The organism is Azospirillum sp. CT11-132 (genome assembly GCF_047302835.1).
In the GTDB taxonomy this organism is placed as follows: Bacteria; Pseudomonadota; Alphaproteobacteria; order Azospirillales; family Azospirillaceae; genus Azospirillum.
The window spans coordinates 1,170,623-1,186,509 of the sequence record NZ_JBGLZA010000003.1; the positions used below are offsets into that span (position 1 = coordinate 1,170,623).

General features: G+C 67.4%; 18 protein-coding genes. 11 read left to right on the top strand and 7 right to left on the bottom strand.

Annotation, left to right across the window (positions count from 1 at the left end; genetic code table 11):
• Positions 1-35 precede the first annotated feature (35 nt).
• From ACCD06_RS11305 to ACCD06_RS11325, 5 genes are all read left to right on the top strand, one after another.
• Positions 36-1,052: an NAD(P)H-quinone oxidoreductase gene (locus ACCD06_RS11305; protein ID WP_413342485.1), complete on the top strand. Its 1,017-nt coding sequence runs from the start codon at positions 36-38 to the stop codon at positions 1,050-1,052.
• Between the two features lie 282 nt (positions 1,053-1,334).
• Entirely contained in the window at positions 1,335-1,949 is a 615-nt protein-coding gene (locus ACCD06_RS11310; protein WP_109073098.1) for a DUF1013 domain-containing protein, read from the top strand.
• A 197-nt stretch (positions 1,950-2,146) separates the two neighbouring features.
• Entirely contained in the window at positions 2,147-2,740 is a 594-nt protein-coding gene (locus tag ACCD06_RS11315) for a UbiX family flavin prenyltransferase (protein ID WP_136704149.1), read from the top strand.
• Positions 2,741-2,884: 144 nt separating this feature from the next.
• Complete coding sequence (locus ACCD06_RS11320; RefSeq protein ID WP_136704150.1) at positions 2,885-3,565, top strand: carbonic anhydrase; 681 nt, start codon at positions 2,885-2,887, stop codon at positions 3,563-3,565.
• A gap of 101 nt (positions 3,566-3,666) precedes the next feature.
• The gene (locus ACCD06_RS11325) at positions 3,667-3,930 is read left to right on the top strand and encodes a hypothetical protein (RefSeq protein WP_146205424.1); all 264 of its coding nucleotides are present in this window, start codon (positions 3,667-3,669) and stop codon (positions 3,928-3,930) included.
• On the opposite strand, the gene ACCD06_RS11330 is transcribed toward ACCD06_RS11325, so the two are convergent.
• The gene (locus ACCD06_RS11330) at positions 3,906-5,693 is read right to left on the bottom strand and encodes a tetratricopeptide repeat protein (RefSeq protein ID WP_413340701.1); all 1,788 of its coding nucleotides are present in this window, start codon (positions 5,691-5,693) and stop codon (positions 3,906-3,908) included. The genes ACCD06_RS11325 and ACCD06_RS11330 overlap by 25 nt on opposite strands.
• Positions 5,694-5,876: 183 nt before the next feature.
• On the opposite strand from ACCD06_RS11330, the gene ACCD06_RS11335 reads away from it, so the two are divergent.
• Positions 5,877-6,311 (top strand): hypothetical protein, encoded by a 435-nt coding sequence (locus tag ACCD06_RS11335; RefSeq protein ID WP_413340703.1) that lies wholly within the window; start codon positions 5,877-5,879, stop codon positions 6,309-6,311.
• A gap of 42 nt (positions 6,312-6,353) precedes the next feature.
• Here ACCD06_RS11335 and ACCD06_RS11340 read toward each other — a convergent pair whose 3' ends face one another.
• Positions 6,354-6,809: a TIGR02444 family protein gene (locus ACCD06_RS11340; RefSeq protein ID WP_109073092.1), complete on the bottom strand. Its 456-nt coding sequence runs from the start codon at positions 6,807-6,809 to the stop codon at positions 6,354-6,356.
• Positions 6,810-6,832: 23 nt separating this feature from the next.
• Positions 6,833-7,927: an ATP-dependent 6-phosphofructokinase gene (locus ACCD06_RS11345; protein WP_109073091.1), complete on the bottom strand. Its 1,095-nt coding sequence runs from the start codon at positions 7,925-7,927 to the stop codon at positions 6,833-6,835.
• 272 nt (positions 7,928-8,199) lie between these two features.
• Here ACCD06_RS11345 and ACCD06_RS11350 point away from each other — a divergent pair, with 272 nt between their 5' ends.
• Positions 8,200-8,400 (top strand): YdcH family protein, encoded by a 201-nt coding sequence (locus tag ACCD06_RS11350; protein ID WP_085089646.1) that lies wholly within the window; start codon positions 8,200-8,202, stop codon positions 8,398-8,400.
• A gap of 123 nt (positions 8,401-8,523) precedes the next feature.
• Here the strand turns inward: ACCD06_RS11350 and ACCD06_RS11355 are convergent, their stop codons facing one another.
• Positions 8,524-8,988 carry a group III truncated hemoglobin gene (locus ACCD06_RS11355; protein WP_413340706.1) on the bottom strand — a complete coding sequence of 155 codons (465 nt, stop codon included), beginning with the start codon at positions 8,986-8,988 and terminating at the stop codon, positions 8,524-8,526.
• A 215-nt stretch (positions 8,989-9,203) separates the two neighbouring features.
• Between ACCD06_RS11355 and purE the strand changes: the two genes are divergently transcribed.
• Together purE and ACCD06_RS11365 are read left to right on the top strand one after the other, a co-directional pair.
• Complete coding sequence (gene purE / locus ACCD06_RS11360) at positions 9,204-9,740, top strand: 5-(carboxyamino)imidazole ribonucleotide mutase (RefSeq protein ID WP_109073090.1); 537 nt, start codon at positions 9,204-9,206, stop codon at positions 9,738-9,740.
• A 21-nt stretch (positions 9,741-9,761) separates the two neighbouring features.
• A complete protein-coding gene (locus ACCD06_RS11365) occupies positions 9,762-10,886 on the top strand; it encodes a 5-(carboxyamino)imidazole ribonucleotide synthase (RefSeq protein WP_413340708.1) in 1,125 nt (374 codons plus the stop codon).
• Between the two features lie 58 nt (positions 10,887-10,944).
• On the opposite strand, the gene ACCD06_RS11370 is transcribed toward ACCD06_RS11365, so the two are convergent.
• Positions 10,945-11,289: a hypothetical protein gene (locus ACCD06_RS11370; protein ID WP_413340710.1), complete on the bottom strand. Its 345-nt coding sequence runs from the start codon at positions 11,287-11,289 to the stop codon at positions 10,945-10,947.
• 169 nt (positions 11,290-11,458) lie between these two features.
• Here ACCD06_RS11370 and ACCD06_RS11375 point away from each other — a divergent pair, with 169 nt between their 5' ends.
• Positions 11,459-12,622: an acyltransferase family protein gene (locus ACCD06_RS11375; protein ID WP_413340712.1), complete on the top strand. Its 1,164-nt coding sequence runs from the start codon at positions 11,459-11,461 to the stop codon at positions 12,620-12,622.
• A gap of 328 nt (positions 12,623-12,950) precedes the next feature.
• A complete protein-coding gene (locus ACCD06_RS11380; protein ID WP_413340714.1) occupies positions 12,951-14,714 on the top strand; it encodes an EAL domain-containing protein in 1,764 nt (587 codons plus the stop codon).
• 26 nt (positions 14,715-14,740) lie between these two features.
• Here ACCD06_RS11380 and ACCD06_RS11385 read toward each other — a convergent pair whose 3' ends face one another.
• Positions 14,741-14,947 carry a hypothetical protein gene (locus ACCD06_RS11385; protein ID WP_109073086.1) on the bottom strand — a complete coding sequence of 69 codons (207 nt, stop codon included), beginning with the start codon at positions 14,945-14,947 and terminating at the stop codon, positions 14,741-14,743.
• A 138-nt stretch (positions 14,948-15,085) separates the two neighbouring features.
• A complete protein-coding gene (locus tag ACCD06_RS11390) occupies positions 15,086-15,820 on the bottom strand; it encodes a DUF599 domain-containing protein (protein WP_413340715.1) in 735 nt (244 codons plus the stop codon).
• Positions 15,821-15,887 lie beyond the last annotated feature (67 nt).

Sequence of the window (15,887 nt, forward strand, 5' to 3'; positions counted from 1 at the left end):
GGAACGGACAGACAAAAATGGAAGGGACGACCGCCATGGGCCTTGCCTTGCCCGACAGCATGCGCTGCGTCGAGATCACCCAGCCCGGAGGGCCGGAAGTGCTGCGCCCGACGCGGCGCCCGGCACCGGTGCCAGGCCCCGGCGAAATTCTGGTGGAGGTCGCCGCCGCCGGGGTGAACCGTCCCGACACGCTGCAGCGCCAGGGCCGCTACGACCCGCCGCCGGGCGCATCCGACCTGCCGGGGCTGGAGCTGTCCGGCACGGTGATCGCCATCGGCGAAGGCGTTGAGACCTGGGCCAGCGGCGACAAGGTCTGCGCGCTGGTGGCCGGCGGCGGCTACGCCGAATATTGCGTGGTGCCGGCGGTGCAGGCCCTGCCCGTCCCCGCCCCGCTGTCGATGATCGAGGCGGCGGCGGTGCCGGAGACCTTCTTCACCGTCTGGACCAACGTGTTCGAACGCGGCGCCCTGAAGCGCGGCGAGACGCTGCTGATCCATGGCGGGTCGAGCGGCATCGGCACCACGGCGATCCAGCTGGCCAAGGCCTTCGGCGCCACCGTGTTCACCACCGCGGGCAGCGACGACAAGTGCCGCGCCTGCGAGGAACTCGGCGCCGACCGGGCCATCAACTACAAGTCCGAGGATTTCGTCGCGGTGATTCGCGAGGCGACCGGCGGGCGCGGCGTCGACGTCGTGCTGGACATGGTCGGCGGCGATTACATCGCCCGCGACATCGACATCATGGCGGTGGATGGCCGCCACGTCTCCATCGCCTTCCTGCAGGGGGCGAAGGTGTCGCTGAACATGGCGCCGGTGATGACCAAGCGGCTGACGCTGACCGGATCGACGCTGCGCGCCCGGCCGGTGGCGGAGAAGGGCCGCATCGCCGCGGCGTTGCGCGAGCATGTCTGGCCGCTGCTGGAGTCCGGCGGCATCAAGCCGCAGATCCACGCCACCTTCCCGCTGGAACAGGCCGACGAGGCGCACCGGATGATGGAAAGCAGCACGCATATCGGCAAGATCGTGCTGACGGTGGGGCCGGACGCCGCCTGATTTTGCGCTTTTCTTCGCCGATGCGGCGCCGTCGGGCTTGCCTTAGGCGGGCAAGACAGGTTAGCAGAGGCGAGCGGGCGGCCGGGATTTCCCGGTGCGCCTGCGCAAGCATGCTTACGCGGACCGGTATTCGCCCTATATCGTGGTGACGAGAAAGGGGCGGCCGCCACGGGGGTGACCCTGGGGCCGCGAAGCCGCCCCCGCGCCGCACAACCAGTTCGAACGACCGGCCGCACCACCCGCCAGCGGGTGCGACCGGTGAAGAGTTTGTCAGGAGGGATGATGGCACTGCCCTTGATGCCGAAAGCGACAGCCGTCTGGCTGGTCGAGAACACGTCCTTGTCCTTCGAGCAGATCGCCGCCTTCTGCGGCATGCATTCGCTGGAAGTCCAGGCCATCGCCGACGGTGAGGTCGCGGTCGGCATGGTGGGGCTGGACCCCATCGCCAACGGCCAGCTGACCAAGCAGGAAATCGAGCGCTGCGAGAAGAACCAGGACCTGCGCCTGAAGCTTCTGGTCGCCGACCTGCCGCAGGTCGCCTCCCGGTCCAAGGGCCCGCGCTATACCCCGATCACCAAGCGCGGCGACAAGCCCGACGCCATCGCCTGGCTGCTGAAGCACCATCCGGAGCTGTCGGACGCCCAGATCTGCCGCCTGATCGGCACCACCAAGCCGACCATCGCCGCGGTGCGCGACCGCACCCACTGGAACGTCGCCAACATCAAGCCGCGCGGCCCGGTGATGCTGGGCCTCTGCTCGCAGCGCGAGCTGGAAGAGGCGCTGGCGCTGGCCATCCGCCGCGGCGGCGTGCCCCGCCCGCCGGAGGAAGCCGCCGAGGACTTCTACGGCGAGAACCGCGACGACGACCGCTATTCCGAACAGGAAGACGCGCACTGAGGGGGGTGTCCCTCTCCCGTCCCGGGAGAGGGAAGGGGCCCATGCGCAGCATGGGAAGGGTGAGGGGTGAGGTGCGAAGCCATGCGCTTCTGGTTCTTTGGATTACCCCTCACCCTCCCCACGCCTGCGGCGCGGGTCCCCTCCCTCTCCCGGGGCGGGAGAGGGCTTGTCGCTTGATGAGAGCATAGAATCCCGCCATGACCGATCCCACCACCTCTCCGCCCCGGCTCGTCGTCGGCATCAGCGGCGCGTCGGGGGTGATCTATGGCATCCGCATGCTGCAGACGCTGCGGCGGATCGGCGTCGAATCGCATCTGGTCGTCAGCCGCTCCGCCGAGGTCACGCTGGCGCATGAAACCAACATGAAGGTGGCGGAGCTGCGGGCGCTGGCCGATGTCAGCTATGCCGCCGCCGACATCGGCGCGGCGGTGTCCAGCGGCAGCTTCCGCACGCTAGGCATGGTGGTCGCCCCCTGCTCCGTCCGCACGATGAGCGAGATCGCCAGCGGCGTCACCTCCACCCTGCTGACGCGGGCGGCCGACGTGGCGCTGAAAGAGCGGCGGCGGCTGGTGCTGATGGTGCGGGAGACGCCGCTGCATCTGGGCCATCTGCGCACCATGACCGCGCTGGCCGAAATGGGTGCGGTGATCGCGCCGCCGGTCCCGGCCTTCTACGCCAAGCCGCAGAGCATCGACGATCTGGTCGACCATTCGGTGGGCCGGGTGCTGGACCTGTTCGGGCTGGACGCCGGCAACCTGCGGCGGTGGGGCGAACGGCCGGAGGTGGCCTGACCGACCGCCGCCGCGGATCGCTTGTTGCGGTACCGCCCAACAGGCGGCTTGGTGCGCGGGCGCAATGCCGCTATACCGCTGTCAATGAATCATGATGCGGAGCCGGCACAGCCGCCGGCCGGCAGCAACGGGAACAGGCCGACCATGCCCTTCAGCAGCAAACCGAGCGAGCCCATCCGCCAGCTACTGGCCGGCATCAAGTCCTTCCGCGCCCGCTATTACGAGCGGCGTCCCGACAGCATGCGGCAGCTGGTGACCGAAGGGCAGCACCCGGAGGTGCTGGTGATCGGCTGCTCCGACAGCCGTGTCGATCCCGCCCTGCTGACCACGGCGGAGCCGGGCGAACTGTTCGTCGTGCGCAACGTCGCCAACCTCGTCCCGCCCTACCAGCCCGACGGCGCCTATCACGGCACCTCGGCTGCGATCGAATATGCGGTCAAGTCGCTGAAGGTTTCGGAGATCATCGTGCTGGGCCATGCCCAGTGCGGCGGCATCCAGGGCCTGATCCGGCTGCGCGCCGGGCAGAAGTCAGAGGATGATTTCATTTCCCCCTGGGTGTCCATCGCCGGTTCGGCGCTCGACCCCTATGTCGGGCCGGAAGGCTCCGAACAGGCGCGGGCCGATGCGGAAAAGCTGCAGAGCACCCCGGCGGTGATCGAACGGGCTGCGGTCCGCGCGTCGGTCGATAATTTGATGACCTTCCCCTTCGTGCGCGAAGGGGTGGAAGCCGGCACGCTGAACATCCATGGCTGGTGGTTCGACATCCAGACCGGCGAGATGTGGGCGATCAATCCCACCACCCGCCTGTTCCAGCCGTTCGAGTAAGCATCGGCCGAAACGCCGGCGCGGGAATTTACCGGCGCCCTGCCCTGTTGAAGGCGAAGGAACGCTTTTTCTTCGCCATCACCAACCGGGAAGGGAATGCCATGAAGACCGCACTTCGAGTCCTTGTTGTCGCCGCCGTGCCGCTGGCGCTCGCCGCCTGCAACCAGACCAGCAGCAACGGTAGCAGCGGCGGCCTGTTCGGCGGGAGCGGCGGCGGGCTGTTCGGGTCGGGAGGTTCCGATTCGTCCTATGCCCGCAACGGCCGCTGCGACGACCCGCGCTACAACACCTCCAACGGCGGCCATGCCGAGGCCGGAACCGACGATTACGACTGCTCGCGCTACGGCAACGGGCTGAAGCGCTGAGCCGACACCGCCAGTTCCGCGGCCATGCGTCCGGCGACCGACGACCAGTCGCCGGGCGCCGGCTGCCGGAACAGGCGGGCGGTCGGATACCAGGGGCTGTCGTCGCGGCCGGTCAGCCAGCGCCAATCGGGCGAGAAGGGCAGCGCCAGCCAGAGCGGCACGCCGAGCGCCCCGGCCAGATGCGCCGGCCCGGTGCAGGACGACACCACAAGGTCCAGGTTCGCCATGATCGCCGCGGTGTCGGCGAAGTCGGCGATCTCCGGCCCCAGGTCAGTGAAGCTGTCCGGCAGGACGGTGTCGGCAAGGTCGGCGCGGCCCGGACCCATCTGCAAGCCGTAGAAGCGGAAGCCCGGCACGTCGAGCAGCCCGCGCAGGCCGGCCAGCTTCGGTGAGCGCTCCCCGTCGCCGGGAAAGCGCGGGTTGCCGGCCCAGACCAACCCGACACGCAGCGCGCCATGCGCCCCCAGCCGGTCGCGCCAGCGGGCGACGCGCAGGGGATCTGGGCGCAGGTAGGGGATATCGGCCGGCACGCCGTCCAAGACCGTGGCGAAGGCACGCGGCAGGCTCATCAGCGGGCATTCGAGGTCGAAGGGCGGCAACGGGTCGCCGCGGGCGATGACCTGCGCCGCGCCCGCCACGCCCTGCATCAGCGGCAACAGGGGGCGCTGCACCTCCAGAACCACCCGGCCACCGCGGGCCGCCACCAGCGGGACGTAGCGCAGGAACTGCAGCGTGTCGCCCAACCCCTGCTCGGCATAGAGCAGGATGGTCCGGCCGTTCAGCGGCTCGCCGCGCCATGTCGGCTGGGCGAAATGGCGCCAGGGCGGTTCGGCATGGTCGTCATGGCGGCGCCAGTCGAACTCCGGCCAGCCGCGCGCGTAATCGCCGGCCATCAGACAGGCGAAGCCGAGATTCCAATGCAGCCCGGCATCCTGCGGCCGGACGGCCAGGGCGCGCTCGAAGTCGGCAGCCGCCTCTGTTGGGCGAGCCATGGCGATCAGGGCGGTGCCGCGCGCCGCATACAGGGACGAATTTGGCGAGGAGCCAGACTGCAACCGCTCGGCCGTCGTGAATGCCTCCAGCGACTCCGGGAAGCGGCCGAGCTTGGCCAGGACGGCGCCCAGCACCTCCCACGCGTCGCCGGCATTCCGGTCGAGGGTCAGCGAGTCGCGGGCAGTGGTCTCCGCCTCTGCCCAGCGGCGTTGTGCGGCCAGCGCGGCGGCCAGGGTCGCGTGCGCAACGGCGGAACGGGCATTCAGGCGGAGCGAGCGGCGGGCACAGCGCTCGGCCGATGCAGGATCGCCGGACGACAACAGGGCGGCGGCCCGGTTCGCCAGCGCGTCGGCATGGCCGGGCGCCAGAGCGAGCGCCTTGGCGGTGGCGAGCAGCGCAGCCTCCGCCTGCCCCAGTCGGCGCAGGGCCCCGGCGCGGCTGGCGTGGGCGTCGGCAAGGTCGGGCAGCAGGCGCAGCGCCCAGCCATAAAGCCGCACCGCGCCATCAAGGGCGCGGGCCGACTGCTCCACCCCGGCGAGGTTGGACAGGCCGCCGGCTCCGTCGGGACGCAACGCCACCGCAAGGCGCAGGATGCGGCTGGCCGCGCCGAACCGGCCGGTCTGGGCGGCGAGGACGCCCAGCAGTTCCATGGCGTCGGCATATTCCGGATCGGCGTTGAGGATTCGGCGATAGATGTCCTCCGCCTCCGCCACCCGGCCCGCCTGATGGTGGTCGAGGGCGATCAGCAGGGCCTGCGACAAAGTAACCATCGGAACTCTTGCGGGTTGGCGGGCGCGCTGCCGGGATCCAGATCATGCCCCGGCGCGCCCGTCCCGGTCCAGCCGGGCACGGTCGGAAATCGTCGCAAACGGTCACAGAATCGGGATTTTCCCTGGATTGTCATGAGGCTGACGCATCGCTATTGTCCGCGCCGCATTCCTGAGGAGCGGATCATGACCTCCCGCCCAATCCGGGCATTTTGCCAATTCGGCCTCCGCCGGAGCCAATCCGGCCTCCGCCGGGTCACTCTCGCCGCCGCCCTGATGCTGGGGTTCGGTATCGGTGCTGCGCAGGCCAATGAAGGCGCCAAGTCGAACGGCTGCCCGTGGGCGCAGGACGTGACGCTGGAGATCAACGGCAAGACCCTGACGCTGAAGCAGGATGTCTTCACCACCACCAGCGCCGAGCCGATCGAGATCGAGTCCTTCAAGGTCGTTCCGCTGGTCGACCAGTTGAAGCTGCGCATCATCGGCCCGAAGGGGCGCGAGTGGGAAGCGGCGCTGACCCGTCTGGTCAGCGGCAAGCGCTGCAGTGCCTTCTATGCGGGCAAGCCGGTGCTGGTGTCGAACACGGTGCGCAATCCGGACGAGCTGATTCTGAACAGGTAGAGGCTTAGCTTCTTGCGGAGTTAGACCCCCACCCTGAATCCGTTATCCCAACACCCCCACCAACTCCTCCAGCGCCGGATCGCCGCCCGGCACCAGCCGCGCCATGTTGGCGGCGGCCAGTGTCACGCTGCCGCCCGGCTGCGGCAGGAACCCGCCGGCGGCGAACAGGCGGTCCTGCTGGACACGCTCGGCCTCCAGTTCCGCGGCCTTCATGCGGCGGTAGAGGGTATCGTCCTCCGCCTTTGCGCGGCGGCGGAGGGCGCGCAGCGGGCGCACCATCTCCTCGCGCCAGCCGGACACCGCGCCGTCGATGCGGGCGAGGTCCCCTGCGGACAGGCGGACGCCGCACTCCAGCCCGGCCCAGGCGGCGAACAACAGAACATTGACGTCCACCCCACGCCGGTCCTGCAGGGCGAGACAGCAGGCAGGCACACCCGGCCGGCCGTAGACGGCCAGGGAGAAGTCCCAGAACGGGTTCGCCGACTTCGTGCCGGTCATGGGGACGCCTGTCATCGGGCCGGTCAGTCGCCGAAGCTGATGTTCAGGCCGCGGGCGGTCTTCACCAGCGCGCCGTCCAGTTCGACGCAGGAGTAATGCTCGATCGCTTCGGTGATCGGCACGTCGATGACGCCGCGGTTGGCCCAGGCGACCATGCGGTTGAACTTGCCCTCCGCGATGAGGTCGACGGCATGGACGCCGAAGGCCGACGCGATCAGGCGGTCGCGCGGGCTGGGCATGCTGCCGCGCTGGACATGGCCCAACACGGTGACGCGCGTCTCGGCCCCGGTGGCGTCGGCGATCTTCTCGCCGATGTAGTCGCCGATGCCGCCATAGCGCTTCTCGCCGCCCTGGAGGATCTTCTTGACGCCGGTTCCTTCCAGGGTCTTCACCGCTTCCGACACCACGACCAGGGCGAAGTTGCGCCCCGAATCGCGGACGTCCTTGATCTTGGAGGCAATGCTTTCGATGGAATAGGGGATTTCCGGGATCAGGATCACGTCGGCCCCGCCGGCGATTCCGGCCGCCAGCGCGATGTGTCCGGCGTCGCGGCCCATCACCTCCAGAACCATCACGCGGTGGTGGCTGGCGGCAGTGGGCTGCAGGCGGTCCAGCGCCTCCACCGCCACGGCGACGGCGGTGTCGTAGCCGACCGATACCTCGGTCTTGCCCAGGTCGTTGTCGATGGTCTTGGGCACGCCCACCATCGGGAAGCCGCCCTTCTGCGCCAGCTTGTGCAGGATGGCGAAGCTGCCGTCACCCCCGATGCCGATCAGCGCGTCCAGACCGAGTTCGCGGTAGCCGCCGATGATCTCGTCGGAACGGTCCTTCAGCGTGCCGTCGGGCATCGGATAGGCGAAGGGGTCGCCGCGGTTGGTCGTGCCCAGGATGGTGCCGCCCTGGCGCATCATGTGGCCGTCGACGCAGCCGAGGTCGAGCGTCTGGTACTGGACCGGGCGCTGGAGCAGGCCCTGGGTGCCTTCCTTAATCCCCAGCACCTGCCAGCCATAGCCGGTGGCGCGGTGAACCACCGCACGGATGACCGCGTTCAACCCGGCGCAATCGCCGCCGCTGGTCAGGATGCCGATACGCTTGCCGGCTTTAATTGGGGCAGTCATTGAGGGTTTCCCGTCCCGTTCGCCTGTTCATTGAAATGGACCACCATGTTACCGGAAAGGGCGTTTCCCGCAATCATTGCCGGTATCCGCAAAGGAGGCATCGGGCCGATCCCCTCGCCGCGGTGATATCCCGGATGGCCAAAGGACCGAACCGGCGGTTTGGCGGTGCCGTGCCGCTGGATTTCTGGTATAGTCCGGCCCGCCCAGCCAACGGGTTACCCGCAAGAGCACCCCCGATCCACCCGGGGCAACGGCCATTCCTAACGGGCGCGATGAACGAGCAAGAGATTTTGAAGGAAAAGCTGGCGAGCTTGCGCAGCGAGCACCGCGACCTGGACGACGTCATCGCCCGGCTGGTCGAACGCGCGCCCTATGACCAGTTGCAGATGCAGCGGCTGAAAAAGCGCAAGCTGATGCTGAAGGACCAGATCATGGTCCTGGAGAGCCGGCTGCTGCCGGACATCATTGCTTAACCATACGGGCCTTTGGGCGTCATCCCCGCGAAGGCGGGAATCCAGGCTGCCTAATCAAGCGCTTGGAAAGACTGGATTCCCGCCTTCGCGGGGATGACGGTTTCCCTGATTGGGAAAGCCCCCTCACTCCTTCTTGGGCACGGTGAAGAACTGGATGCCCATCTGGAAGCTGCGGGCGATGTTCTCGGCCTTGCCGATCAGGAAGTTGGCGCCCTCGGCGGGCAGCACCTCGTGGGCGGTCTCGCGGAACAGGCCGAGCCAGCGCTCGAAATGCGGCGGCTCCAGCCCAAGCGAGATGTGGACCGGCATCGGGCGGCCGTCGTAACGCTGGGTCAGCAGAGCGATGGACGACCAGAAATTCATCATCTTGCGCAGATGCGGTTCCCAATCGGTGATGGCGCGGCCGAAGATCGGACCAAGCTCCTCGTCCTTCATGATCTTGCCATAGAAGGTCCGCACCAGCGTCTCGATCGACGCCTCGTTGATGCCGACGGCGGCCATCCGTTCCTCCGCCATCGCGGCGCGGATGTCGCGGTGCTCATTGCGTCGGTCGTCGTTGGAGTCTTCGTTGGGAGCGGCGTCGGTCATGCGATGGGTCCGGTTGCGGGAATGAGCAGGGTCTATCCAGTCCATATATGACGGCACCATAGGTGGAACCATGTTCCATCGGAAGGGCCGGAATGTCGCAGCCGCAGGCCCGGATTCGTCGTGGCCGGAGGAGGCGGAGCGGCGGCGCCTCTGGACAGGCGCCCGACTCTTTCTATAATGCGCCGCTTTCCGGACCTTGAGGAAAGCGCCAGGCCGTGACCGCCGATCACTCCCCGAACAGCACCCCTTCGGCTGCCGGCGCCCAGCCGCTGGTCGGCATCATCATGGGCAGCCAGTCCGATTGGACGACGATGAAGCATGCCGCCGACACGCTGGCGGCGCTGGGCGTCCCGCACGAGGTCCGCATCGTTTCCGCCCACCGCACCCCGCACCGGCTGGTGGAATATGCCACCACCGCCAAGGCGCGCGGGCTGAAGGTGGTGATCGCCGGGGCCGGCGGCGCCGCCCACCTGCCGGGCATGGCCGCGTCGATGACGCCGCTGCCGGTCTTCGGCGTTCCGGTCGAAAGCCACGCGCTGAAGGGCATGGACAGCCTGCTGTCGATCGTGCAGATGCCGGGCGGTGTCCCGGTCGGCACGCTGGCCATCGGCAAGGCCGGCGCCATCAACGCCGCCCTGCTGGCCGGCTCGGTCATCGCGCTGATGGACCCGGCGGTGGCCGAGGCGCTGGACGGCTGGCGCGCCCGCCAGACCGCCGCGGTGGCCGAGGCCCCCGTAGACGATCCCGCCTGACAGACAGAAAGCCTGACCGCCATGACCGGCAAGCCAACCGGCACCCCCCTGCCCCGCCTCGCCCCCGGTTCCACCATCGGCATGCTGGGTGCCGGACAGCTCGGCCGGATGACGGCGCTTGCCGCCGCGCGGCTGGGCTACAAGACCCATGTCTACGCTCCCGACGCGGCAGACAGCCCGGCGGCGCAGGTCAGCGCCGCGGCGACGGTGGCGGATTGGGACGACCTGGAGGCGCTGGAGCGCTTCGCCCGCTCGGTCGATGTGGTGACTCTGGAGTGGGAGAATGTGCCGGTCGCCACGGCCGAGCATCTGCGCCGCTTCACCAACCTGCATCCCGGCCCGAATGTTCTGTCGGTTGCGCAGGACCGCATCGCCGAAAAGAGCTTCGTCAACAGGCTCGGCATCGCGACGGCACCCTGGCGGGCGGCCAACAGCGCCGAGGAGGTCGCTAGCGCGGTGGCGGAGATCGGACCGCGCTGCGTTCTGAAATCGACGCGGCTCGGCTATGACGGCAAGGGTCAGGCGCGGCTGGACAGCGGCAGCGATCCGGCGGCGGCTTGGGCGGCCATCGGCGGCGGCAAGCCGGGGGTGGAGGGCATCGTCGAGGGCTTCGTCACCTTCGCCTGCGAGGTGTCGGTGATCGTCGCCCGCGGCGCCGACGGCGCCATGGTCGCCTATCCGGCGGTGGAGAACCGCCACAAGGACGGCATCCTCGACGTCACCATCGCCCCCGCCGCGGCGGACAAGGTGTCGGATCAGACCGCGGCGGAAGCCGACCGCATCGCGCGCCGCATCGCCGAGGCTTTGGATCTGGTCGGCGTGCTGGCGGTGGAGATGTTCGTCACCGCCGACGGGGCCGTGCTGGTCAACGAGATGGCGCCGCGCCCGCACAATTCCGGCCACTGGACCATGGACGCCTGCGCCACCAGCCAGTTCGAACAGCTGGTGCGCGCGGTTTGCGGCCTGCCGCTGGGATCGGTGGAGCGGCTGGCCGATGCCGAGATGACCAACCTGATCGGCGACGACGTGCTGCGCTGGCCCGAACTGCTGGCCGAACCCGGTGCCCGGCTCCACCTCTACGGCAAGGCGGAAGCGCGGCCCGGCCGCAAGATGGGCCATGTCAACCGGCTGTTCGTGCGCCGCTGACGCTTCGGATCGGATAAAGACTAGAAGGCCCCGCCGACCGGACCGGTCGCGGGGCCTTTTACATGCTGGGATTCATGTCGGGGCGGAATTCGTTCTCGCCACGGCCGAACTGCAGCCACTGCACGCGCTGCGCCGGTGGATGGGCATCATCCGGTTCTTCGGCCGCGACGAGATGGACGAAGGATGCCGGGCGGAACGGCCAGGCACAATCGTGAGAAAGCTCAACCGCTGGGCGCAGGAGACGTACTGCCCCGGCAGCACCCAGCCGGTGGCAGAGAGGCGAATCCGTGTTGCGAACTGTGCCATCGGCACTATGGCCACCGGACAGTTTGGCAAATCCGCACTCCCCACCAATTCCAGGGCCGCTACAGTGAACCAGACCGGGGTAGCTGTCGGCAGTCATTCGGAATAAACCGCTTTTCCGGCTATTTGGTTGCGCCACCAGCATTTACTTTCACCCCGCGGTAATCAACCGCCTATTCCTTATCTATCGAAGGAATATTCCGCCGCAATATTAGGATCGGCCATCGACATGACCTGACTGAATTGACACCCCGATTAGGAGAAACCCAATGCGTTTCCCAGTGCTGGACGGTTGGCGCGGCTTATGCGCGTTATTCGTGGCTTTATTCCATTTCAGCGCTTTTGGAAATTTTTATCTCAATCCGTTCGTTCGAGGCAGCTATCTGTTTGTCGACTTTTTCTTCGTTCTTAGTGGCTTCGTCATCACCCACGCTTATCTCGGGCGCCTGAACTCGGCACCGGATGCCGGGATTTTTCTGGTCCGGCGGATGGGCCGTGTCTGGCCCCTGCATGCGGCCACCCTGGTCGCGTTCATTCCGCTGGAGATCGTCAAGGCACTGGCGATCCACGGCGAGGCAGCGGCCTTCACCGGCCGCTTCGCGCCGTCGTCCATCCTCAGCAACCTCTTCCTGGTCCATTCACTGGGCGTCGAGAGCGAGCTGACCTGGAACATGCCGAGCTGGTCGATCAGCGCGGAGGTCTTCGCCTACATCACCTTTGCCCTTGTCTGCCTGTTGGCCCGCCGCCCGTGGCTGGTGACGGCGGCGGCCGTGGCGCTGTCGGCTGCAGGCGCCTTCGTCGTCATGGGATGGTCGGACCATTTCATCGACACCAGTTTCGACCTCGGCTATTTCCGCTGCCTCTACGGCTTCTTCGCCGGACACATCGTCTATCGGCTGTTCATGGCCGCCCGCGGCGCCGGACTGGCGAAGCTGCCGATGGCGGGGCTGGTGGAGGCGGCCTGCCTGGCTGCGGTGATCGTGTTCGTGGCGGCGGCGCGCGGCAATGCCCTGTCCTTCGCCTCGCCGCTGCTGTTCGGCCTGGTGGTCTGGGTGTTCGCTTTCGAGGGGGGCGTCCTCTCGCACCTGCTGGCCAAGGTACAGTTCCAGTGGCTGGGCGCCCGTTCCTACTCCATCTACATGGTGCATGCGCTGGTCATCGCCCTGTACCAGAAGACGGCGGCCGTGATGCAGAAGCTGCTGGGCCGGCCGATGTTCGCCGAGACGGCAGTCGGTGATGAAGAGACACGGCTGATCTTCTTCGGTGGCACCTGGGTGATGGATGGGCTTGCGCTGTCGTATCTGGCGACGGTGGTTGCGGCATCCGCCCTGACCTACCGGTTCATCGAGATGTCCGGCCAGGCGAGCTTCAACGCATTGCTTCTCGGCCGGCGCAAACCCACGGTCCAGCCGGCGACAGTAGACGTCACCTGATGCGTCACAAAGGGAGCGGGAGTTTTGGCGGCCGCTCGACAACCCGCTTGCGGGGGCTGCCGATTCCCGTCCAGCGCTTCCGACGACCGTCGTTGCGGCCCCGGAATGACCACGCCAAGTTTTCGGTAACGATAATTTCCGAGAAGACAGGCAGAAGGCAAGGCGCCGCCGGATCGTTGGCATTTACGGAATAGATGTCACAAATTGTCGCGTTCTGTTAAGCCGAAGGTCGTCGGCAACAGACTCTCTTCTAACCTATGGCGATATTGGTTACTCTCGGTCACATTCATCCTGAAACTCTCTAAACTTTGATGCAATTTGTAGCCTCATGACGATGCCCTTGGCGCAGGACAGTGCAGGACGCTCCGCCCCGGTGATAGCGCCGGCCATCGGCCCGGTGATGACGCCGGCTGCCGGTTCGGCGGGGCCGCGCCGTCCGGCATCAAGCCGCGACAGGGACCGCTTCGTCGGCTTCGCCTTCGCCGCCGCCGACCTGCTGATCGAAACGGACGCGCAGGGCAACATCCTGTTTTCCGCCGGGGCGCGCTGCCGCCTGACCAAGGGCGAGGTCGGCGGGCTGGTCGGCACCAACCTGATGGAAGTGGTGGCGCCCGGCGACCGCAAATACGTCCATGTCCTGTTCGACCGCATCCGGGAGAAGGCGCGGATCAAGCCGTCGCGCGTGCTGTTCCAGGCCTTCGACGGGCAGCAGTTCCCGGCCCTGCTGGGCGGTTGCCGGCTCGATTCCTGTCCGGGGTCGTTGTTCCTGACCGTGCTGTTGACCGCACCGCAACGCCACGGCGCCGGCGCAGCCGCCGCGAGGCAGGGCGAGTTGCTGGACCAGACCGGATTCGCCGGCATCCTGGAGGAGCGGATCCTCGCCGCCCGCGAGAAGGGGCTTGACCAGGGGCTGACCCTGCTGCTGGTCGAGGGGCTGCAGGCGATGGTGGAGACGATGCCGGAAGGGGCCGCGGCGGAGGTGCGCGAGGGCATCGACGCATATCTGCGCGGCATCTCCGCCGACGGCGACAGCGCTGGCCAATTGACCGGCGACCGCTATGGCATCGTCCATGCCGCCGACATCGACGGGAACGAGGTGCAGGGCCACATCGCCCAGATCATCGAGGCGGCGGGCGGCGCCCTGCCCGGCGGCATCCGGTCCTGGACGCTGGACATGGCCGACGACCGGCTGGACGCGGCGGATGCGGCGCGCGCGCTGGTCTACACGGTGCAGGCCTTCGCCTCGGCGCAAGGCGGGGAGTTCACCATCTCCAGCCTGGAGGATGGCGCCAACCGGCTGATGGCCGGGGCGGTGGAACGGATCGGCCAGCTGCGCGCGACCATCGACAACCGCGACTTCATCGTCGTCTACCAGCCGATCGTCGACATCGGCACCGGCGCCGTCCACCATCTGGAGGCGCTGACCCGTGTCGACGGGATGAGTTCGCCGGCCGACTTCATCACCTTCGCCGAGGATGTCGGGCTGATCTACGATTTCGACCTGCTGCTGACCCGCACGGTGCTGGACACGTTGCAGGAGTTCCGCAAGGAGCCCAAGCTGCCGGACGTGGCGATCAACCTGTCGGCCAAGACGCTGATGAGCCCGATCTTCCTCAAGCAGTTCCAGTCAGTCGTCGCCCCCTATGGCGATCTGGCCGCGAAGCTGCTGATCGAGGTGACGGAAACGGTCATCGTCACCGACATCGCCAAGCTGAACGAGGTGCTGCAGAAGCTGCGCGAGACCGGGTTCCGCATCTGCCTGGACGATGTCGGCGCCGGATCGACCAGCTTCCAGTCGCTGTACGGCATCCAGGCCGATTACGCCAAGATCGACGGCAAGTTCGTCCGCGGGGCCGTCAACAGCCCGCGCGACATGGCGATGCTGCGGTCGATGGTCGACGTCTGCCGCCAGCTGGGACTGGACCTGATTGGCGAGCAGGTGGAGGAGGCGGTGCACGCCGATCTGCTGACCGGGCTGGGGGTGTCACTGGCCCAGGGCTTCCTGTTCAGCCGGCCGTCGCGGGACTTCGCTTATTTCGCCAAGGACTGGTCGAAGGTGCGCAGCGGCGGCAAGGTGCTGCTGAAGGGGTGAGCCGTGCCTGCCCCGGGCCAGCCGGATCAGGCGAGCGCCGTCGCACCGGCGAAGGCGCCCATCCCCTCGATGCTGTGGACCTGCTCCAGCCGGTGGCGGGCGGCGTCCAGCAGTTGCCGGTTATGGGCCAGCGCATTGGCGCCCGCACAGCCGTCGCGCAGGTGCATGCGGCGCAGAAGCGCTTCGGCCTGATCCAGGGTATCCATGATGCTCAGTGCGGTATCGGCGTCCATCGTCGCCCTCATATCCTGTGCGCCGCGCGGGAAGGTCGTCGCGCCGTTTCTTGATGCGTCGACCTTAGACGCCGCAACTCGCCATCAGGTAGAGGATATTTGGTCGCACGCGCGGAAAACATGGTGGCTTTTTAAACGTTATTTCATCTTGGTTGAATCGTTTCTCTCCAGCCATTGCGTCTGCACGCGGATGACCTTCTCGGTGGCGGAAAATGCCTGACGGCGGGTAAGAACCAGAACAACGCCGCTGGAGGCCGCGATCAGGGGAATCGGTCCGATGACCCAGACCAGCGCCGCCAGTGCGAAGTAATAGGCGCGGATCCCGCCGTTCAGTGCGGTGATCGCCAGGGTCAGCGCCTCGCTGATGGTCCGGGCGATTTCCTTGCGGTCGTCCGGCGGCACCGGCGGCATCGGGGCCGAGCCGATCAGGGCGCAGCAGTAATTGTACTGGCGCAGCGCCCAGGTGAACTTGAAGAAGCCGAAGGTGAAGATCACCACCATCAGCAGCATCTTGATCTCGAACAGCTGGGGCGAGGTCTGGACGGCGAAGGACAGGTCGGAGATGAACTGCTGCGCCCGCTCCGCCGCGCCGAAGGACCCGATCAGGCCGGCCAGCACCAGCATGTTGGTGGAGGCGAAGAAAGTGCAGCTGTGCATGGTATGGCCGAACAGCTGCGAATCGATGATGCGGTTGTCGCGCTCCAGCATCCGTTCGATCCAGTGGCGCCGCACGATCCGCAGATGCTGGTTCAGCACGTTGCGGCCGGCCAGCAGATGGTCCTGGGTGATGGTGAAGCCGACCCAGGAGCCGACGAACCAGACGAAGGCGATGATATCGAGCGTGGTGACGTCGGAAGGCATGGCGGTAGGCATGGCGGCGGGGTCTCGTCGGGTGGCGGACGGCCAGCAAGCGTGTACGCCGGCCGCGGACGGCTGTCCA

Coding starts and splice junctions, on each gene's coding strand:
- ACCD06_RS11335 (WP_413340703.1), top strand. CDS start 5,877: ATGACCTCCCGCCCAATCCGGGCATTTTGCCAATTCGGCCTCCGCCGG.
- ACCD06_RS11305 (WP_413342485.1), top strand. CDS start 36: ATGGGCCTTGCCTTGCCCGACAGCATGCGCTGCGTCGAGATCACCCAG.
- ACCD06_RS11350 (WP_085089646.1), top strand. CDS start 8,200: ATGAACGAGCAAGAGATTTTGAAGGAAAAGCTGGCGAGCTTGCGCAGC.
- ACCD06_RS11315 (WP_136704149.1), top strand. CDS start 2,147: ATGACCGATCCCACCACCTCTCCGCCCCGGCTCGTCGTCGGCATCAGC.
- ACCD06_RS11330 (WP_413340701.1), bottom strand. CDS start 5,693: ATGGTTACTTTGTCGCAGGCCCTGCTGATCGCCCTCGACCACCATCAG.
- ACCD06_RS11325 (WP_146205424.1), top strand. CDS start 3,667: ATGAAGACCGCACTTCGAGTCCTTGTTGTCGCCGCCGTGCCGCTGGCG.
- ACCD06_RS11355 (WP_413340706.1), bottom strand. CDS start 8,988: ATGACCGACGCCGCTCCCAACGAAGACTCCAACGACGACCGACGCAAT.
- ACCD06_RS11370 (WP_413340710.1), bottom strand. CDS start 11,289: ATGACTGCCGACAGCTACCCCGGTCTGGTTCACTGTAGCGGCCCTGGA.
- ACCD06_RS11380 (WP_413340714.1), top strand. CDS start 12,951: ATGACGATGCCCTTGGCGCAGGACAGTGCAGGACGCTCCGCCCCGGTG.
- ACCD06_RS11340 (WP_109073092.1), bottom strand. CDS start 6,809: ATGACCGGCACGAAGTCGGCGAACCCGTTCTGGGACTTCTCCCTGGCC.
- ACCD06_RS11310 (WP_109073098.1), top strand. CDS start 1,335: ATGGCACTGCCCTTGATGCCGAAAGCGACAGCCGTCTGGCTGGTCGAG.
- ACCD06_RS11390 (WP_413340715.1), bottom strand. CDS start 15,820: ATGCCTACCGCCATGCCTTCCGACGTCACCACGCTCGATATCATCGCC.
- ACCD06_RS11375 (WP_413340712.1), top strand. CDS start 11,459: ATGCGTTTCCCAGTGCTGGACGGTTGGCGCGGCTTATGCGCGTTATTC.
- ACCD06_RS11385 (WP_109073086.1), bottom strand. CDS start 14,947: ATGGACGCCGATACCGCACTGAGCATCATGGATACCCTGGATCAGGCC.
- ACCD06_RS11365 (WP_413340708.1), top strand. CDS start 9,762: ATGACCGGCAAGCCAACCGGCACCCCCCTGCCCCGCCTCGCCCCCGGT.
- ACCD06_RS11345 (WP_109073091.1), bottom strand. CDS start 7,927: ATGACTGCCCCAATTAAAGCCGGCAAGCGTATCGGCATCCTGACCAGC.
- ACCD06_RS11320 (WP_136704150.1), top strand. CDS start 2,885: ATGCCCTTCAGCAGCAAACCGAGCGAGCCCATCCGCCAGCTACTGGCC.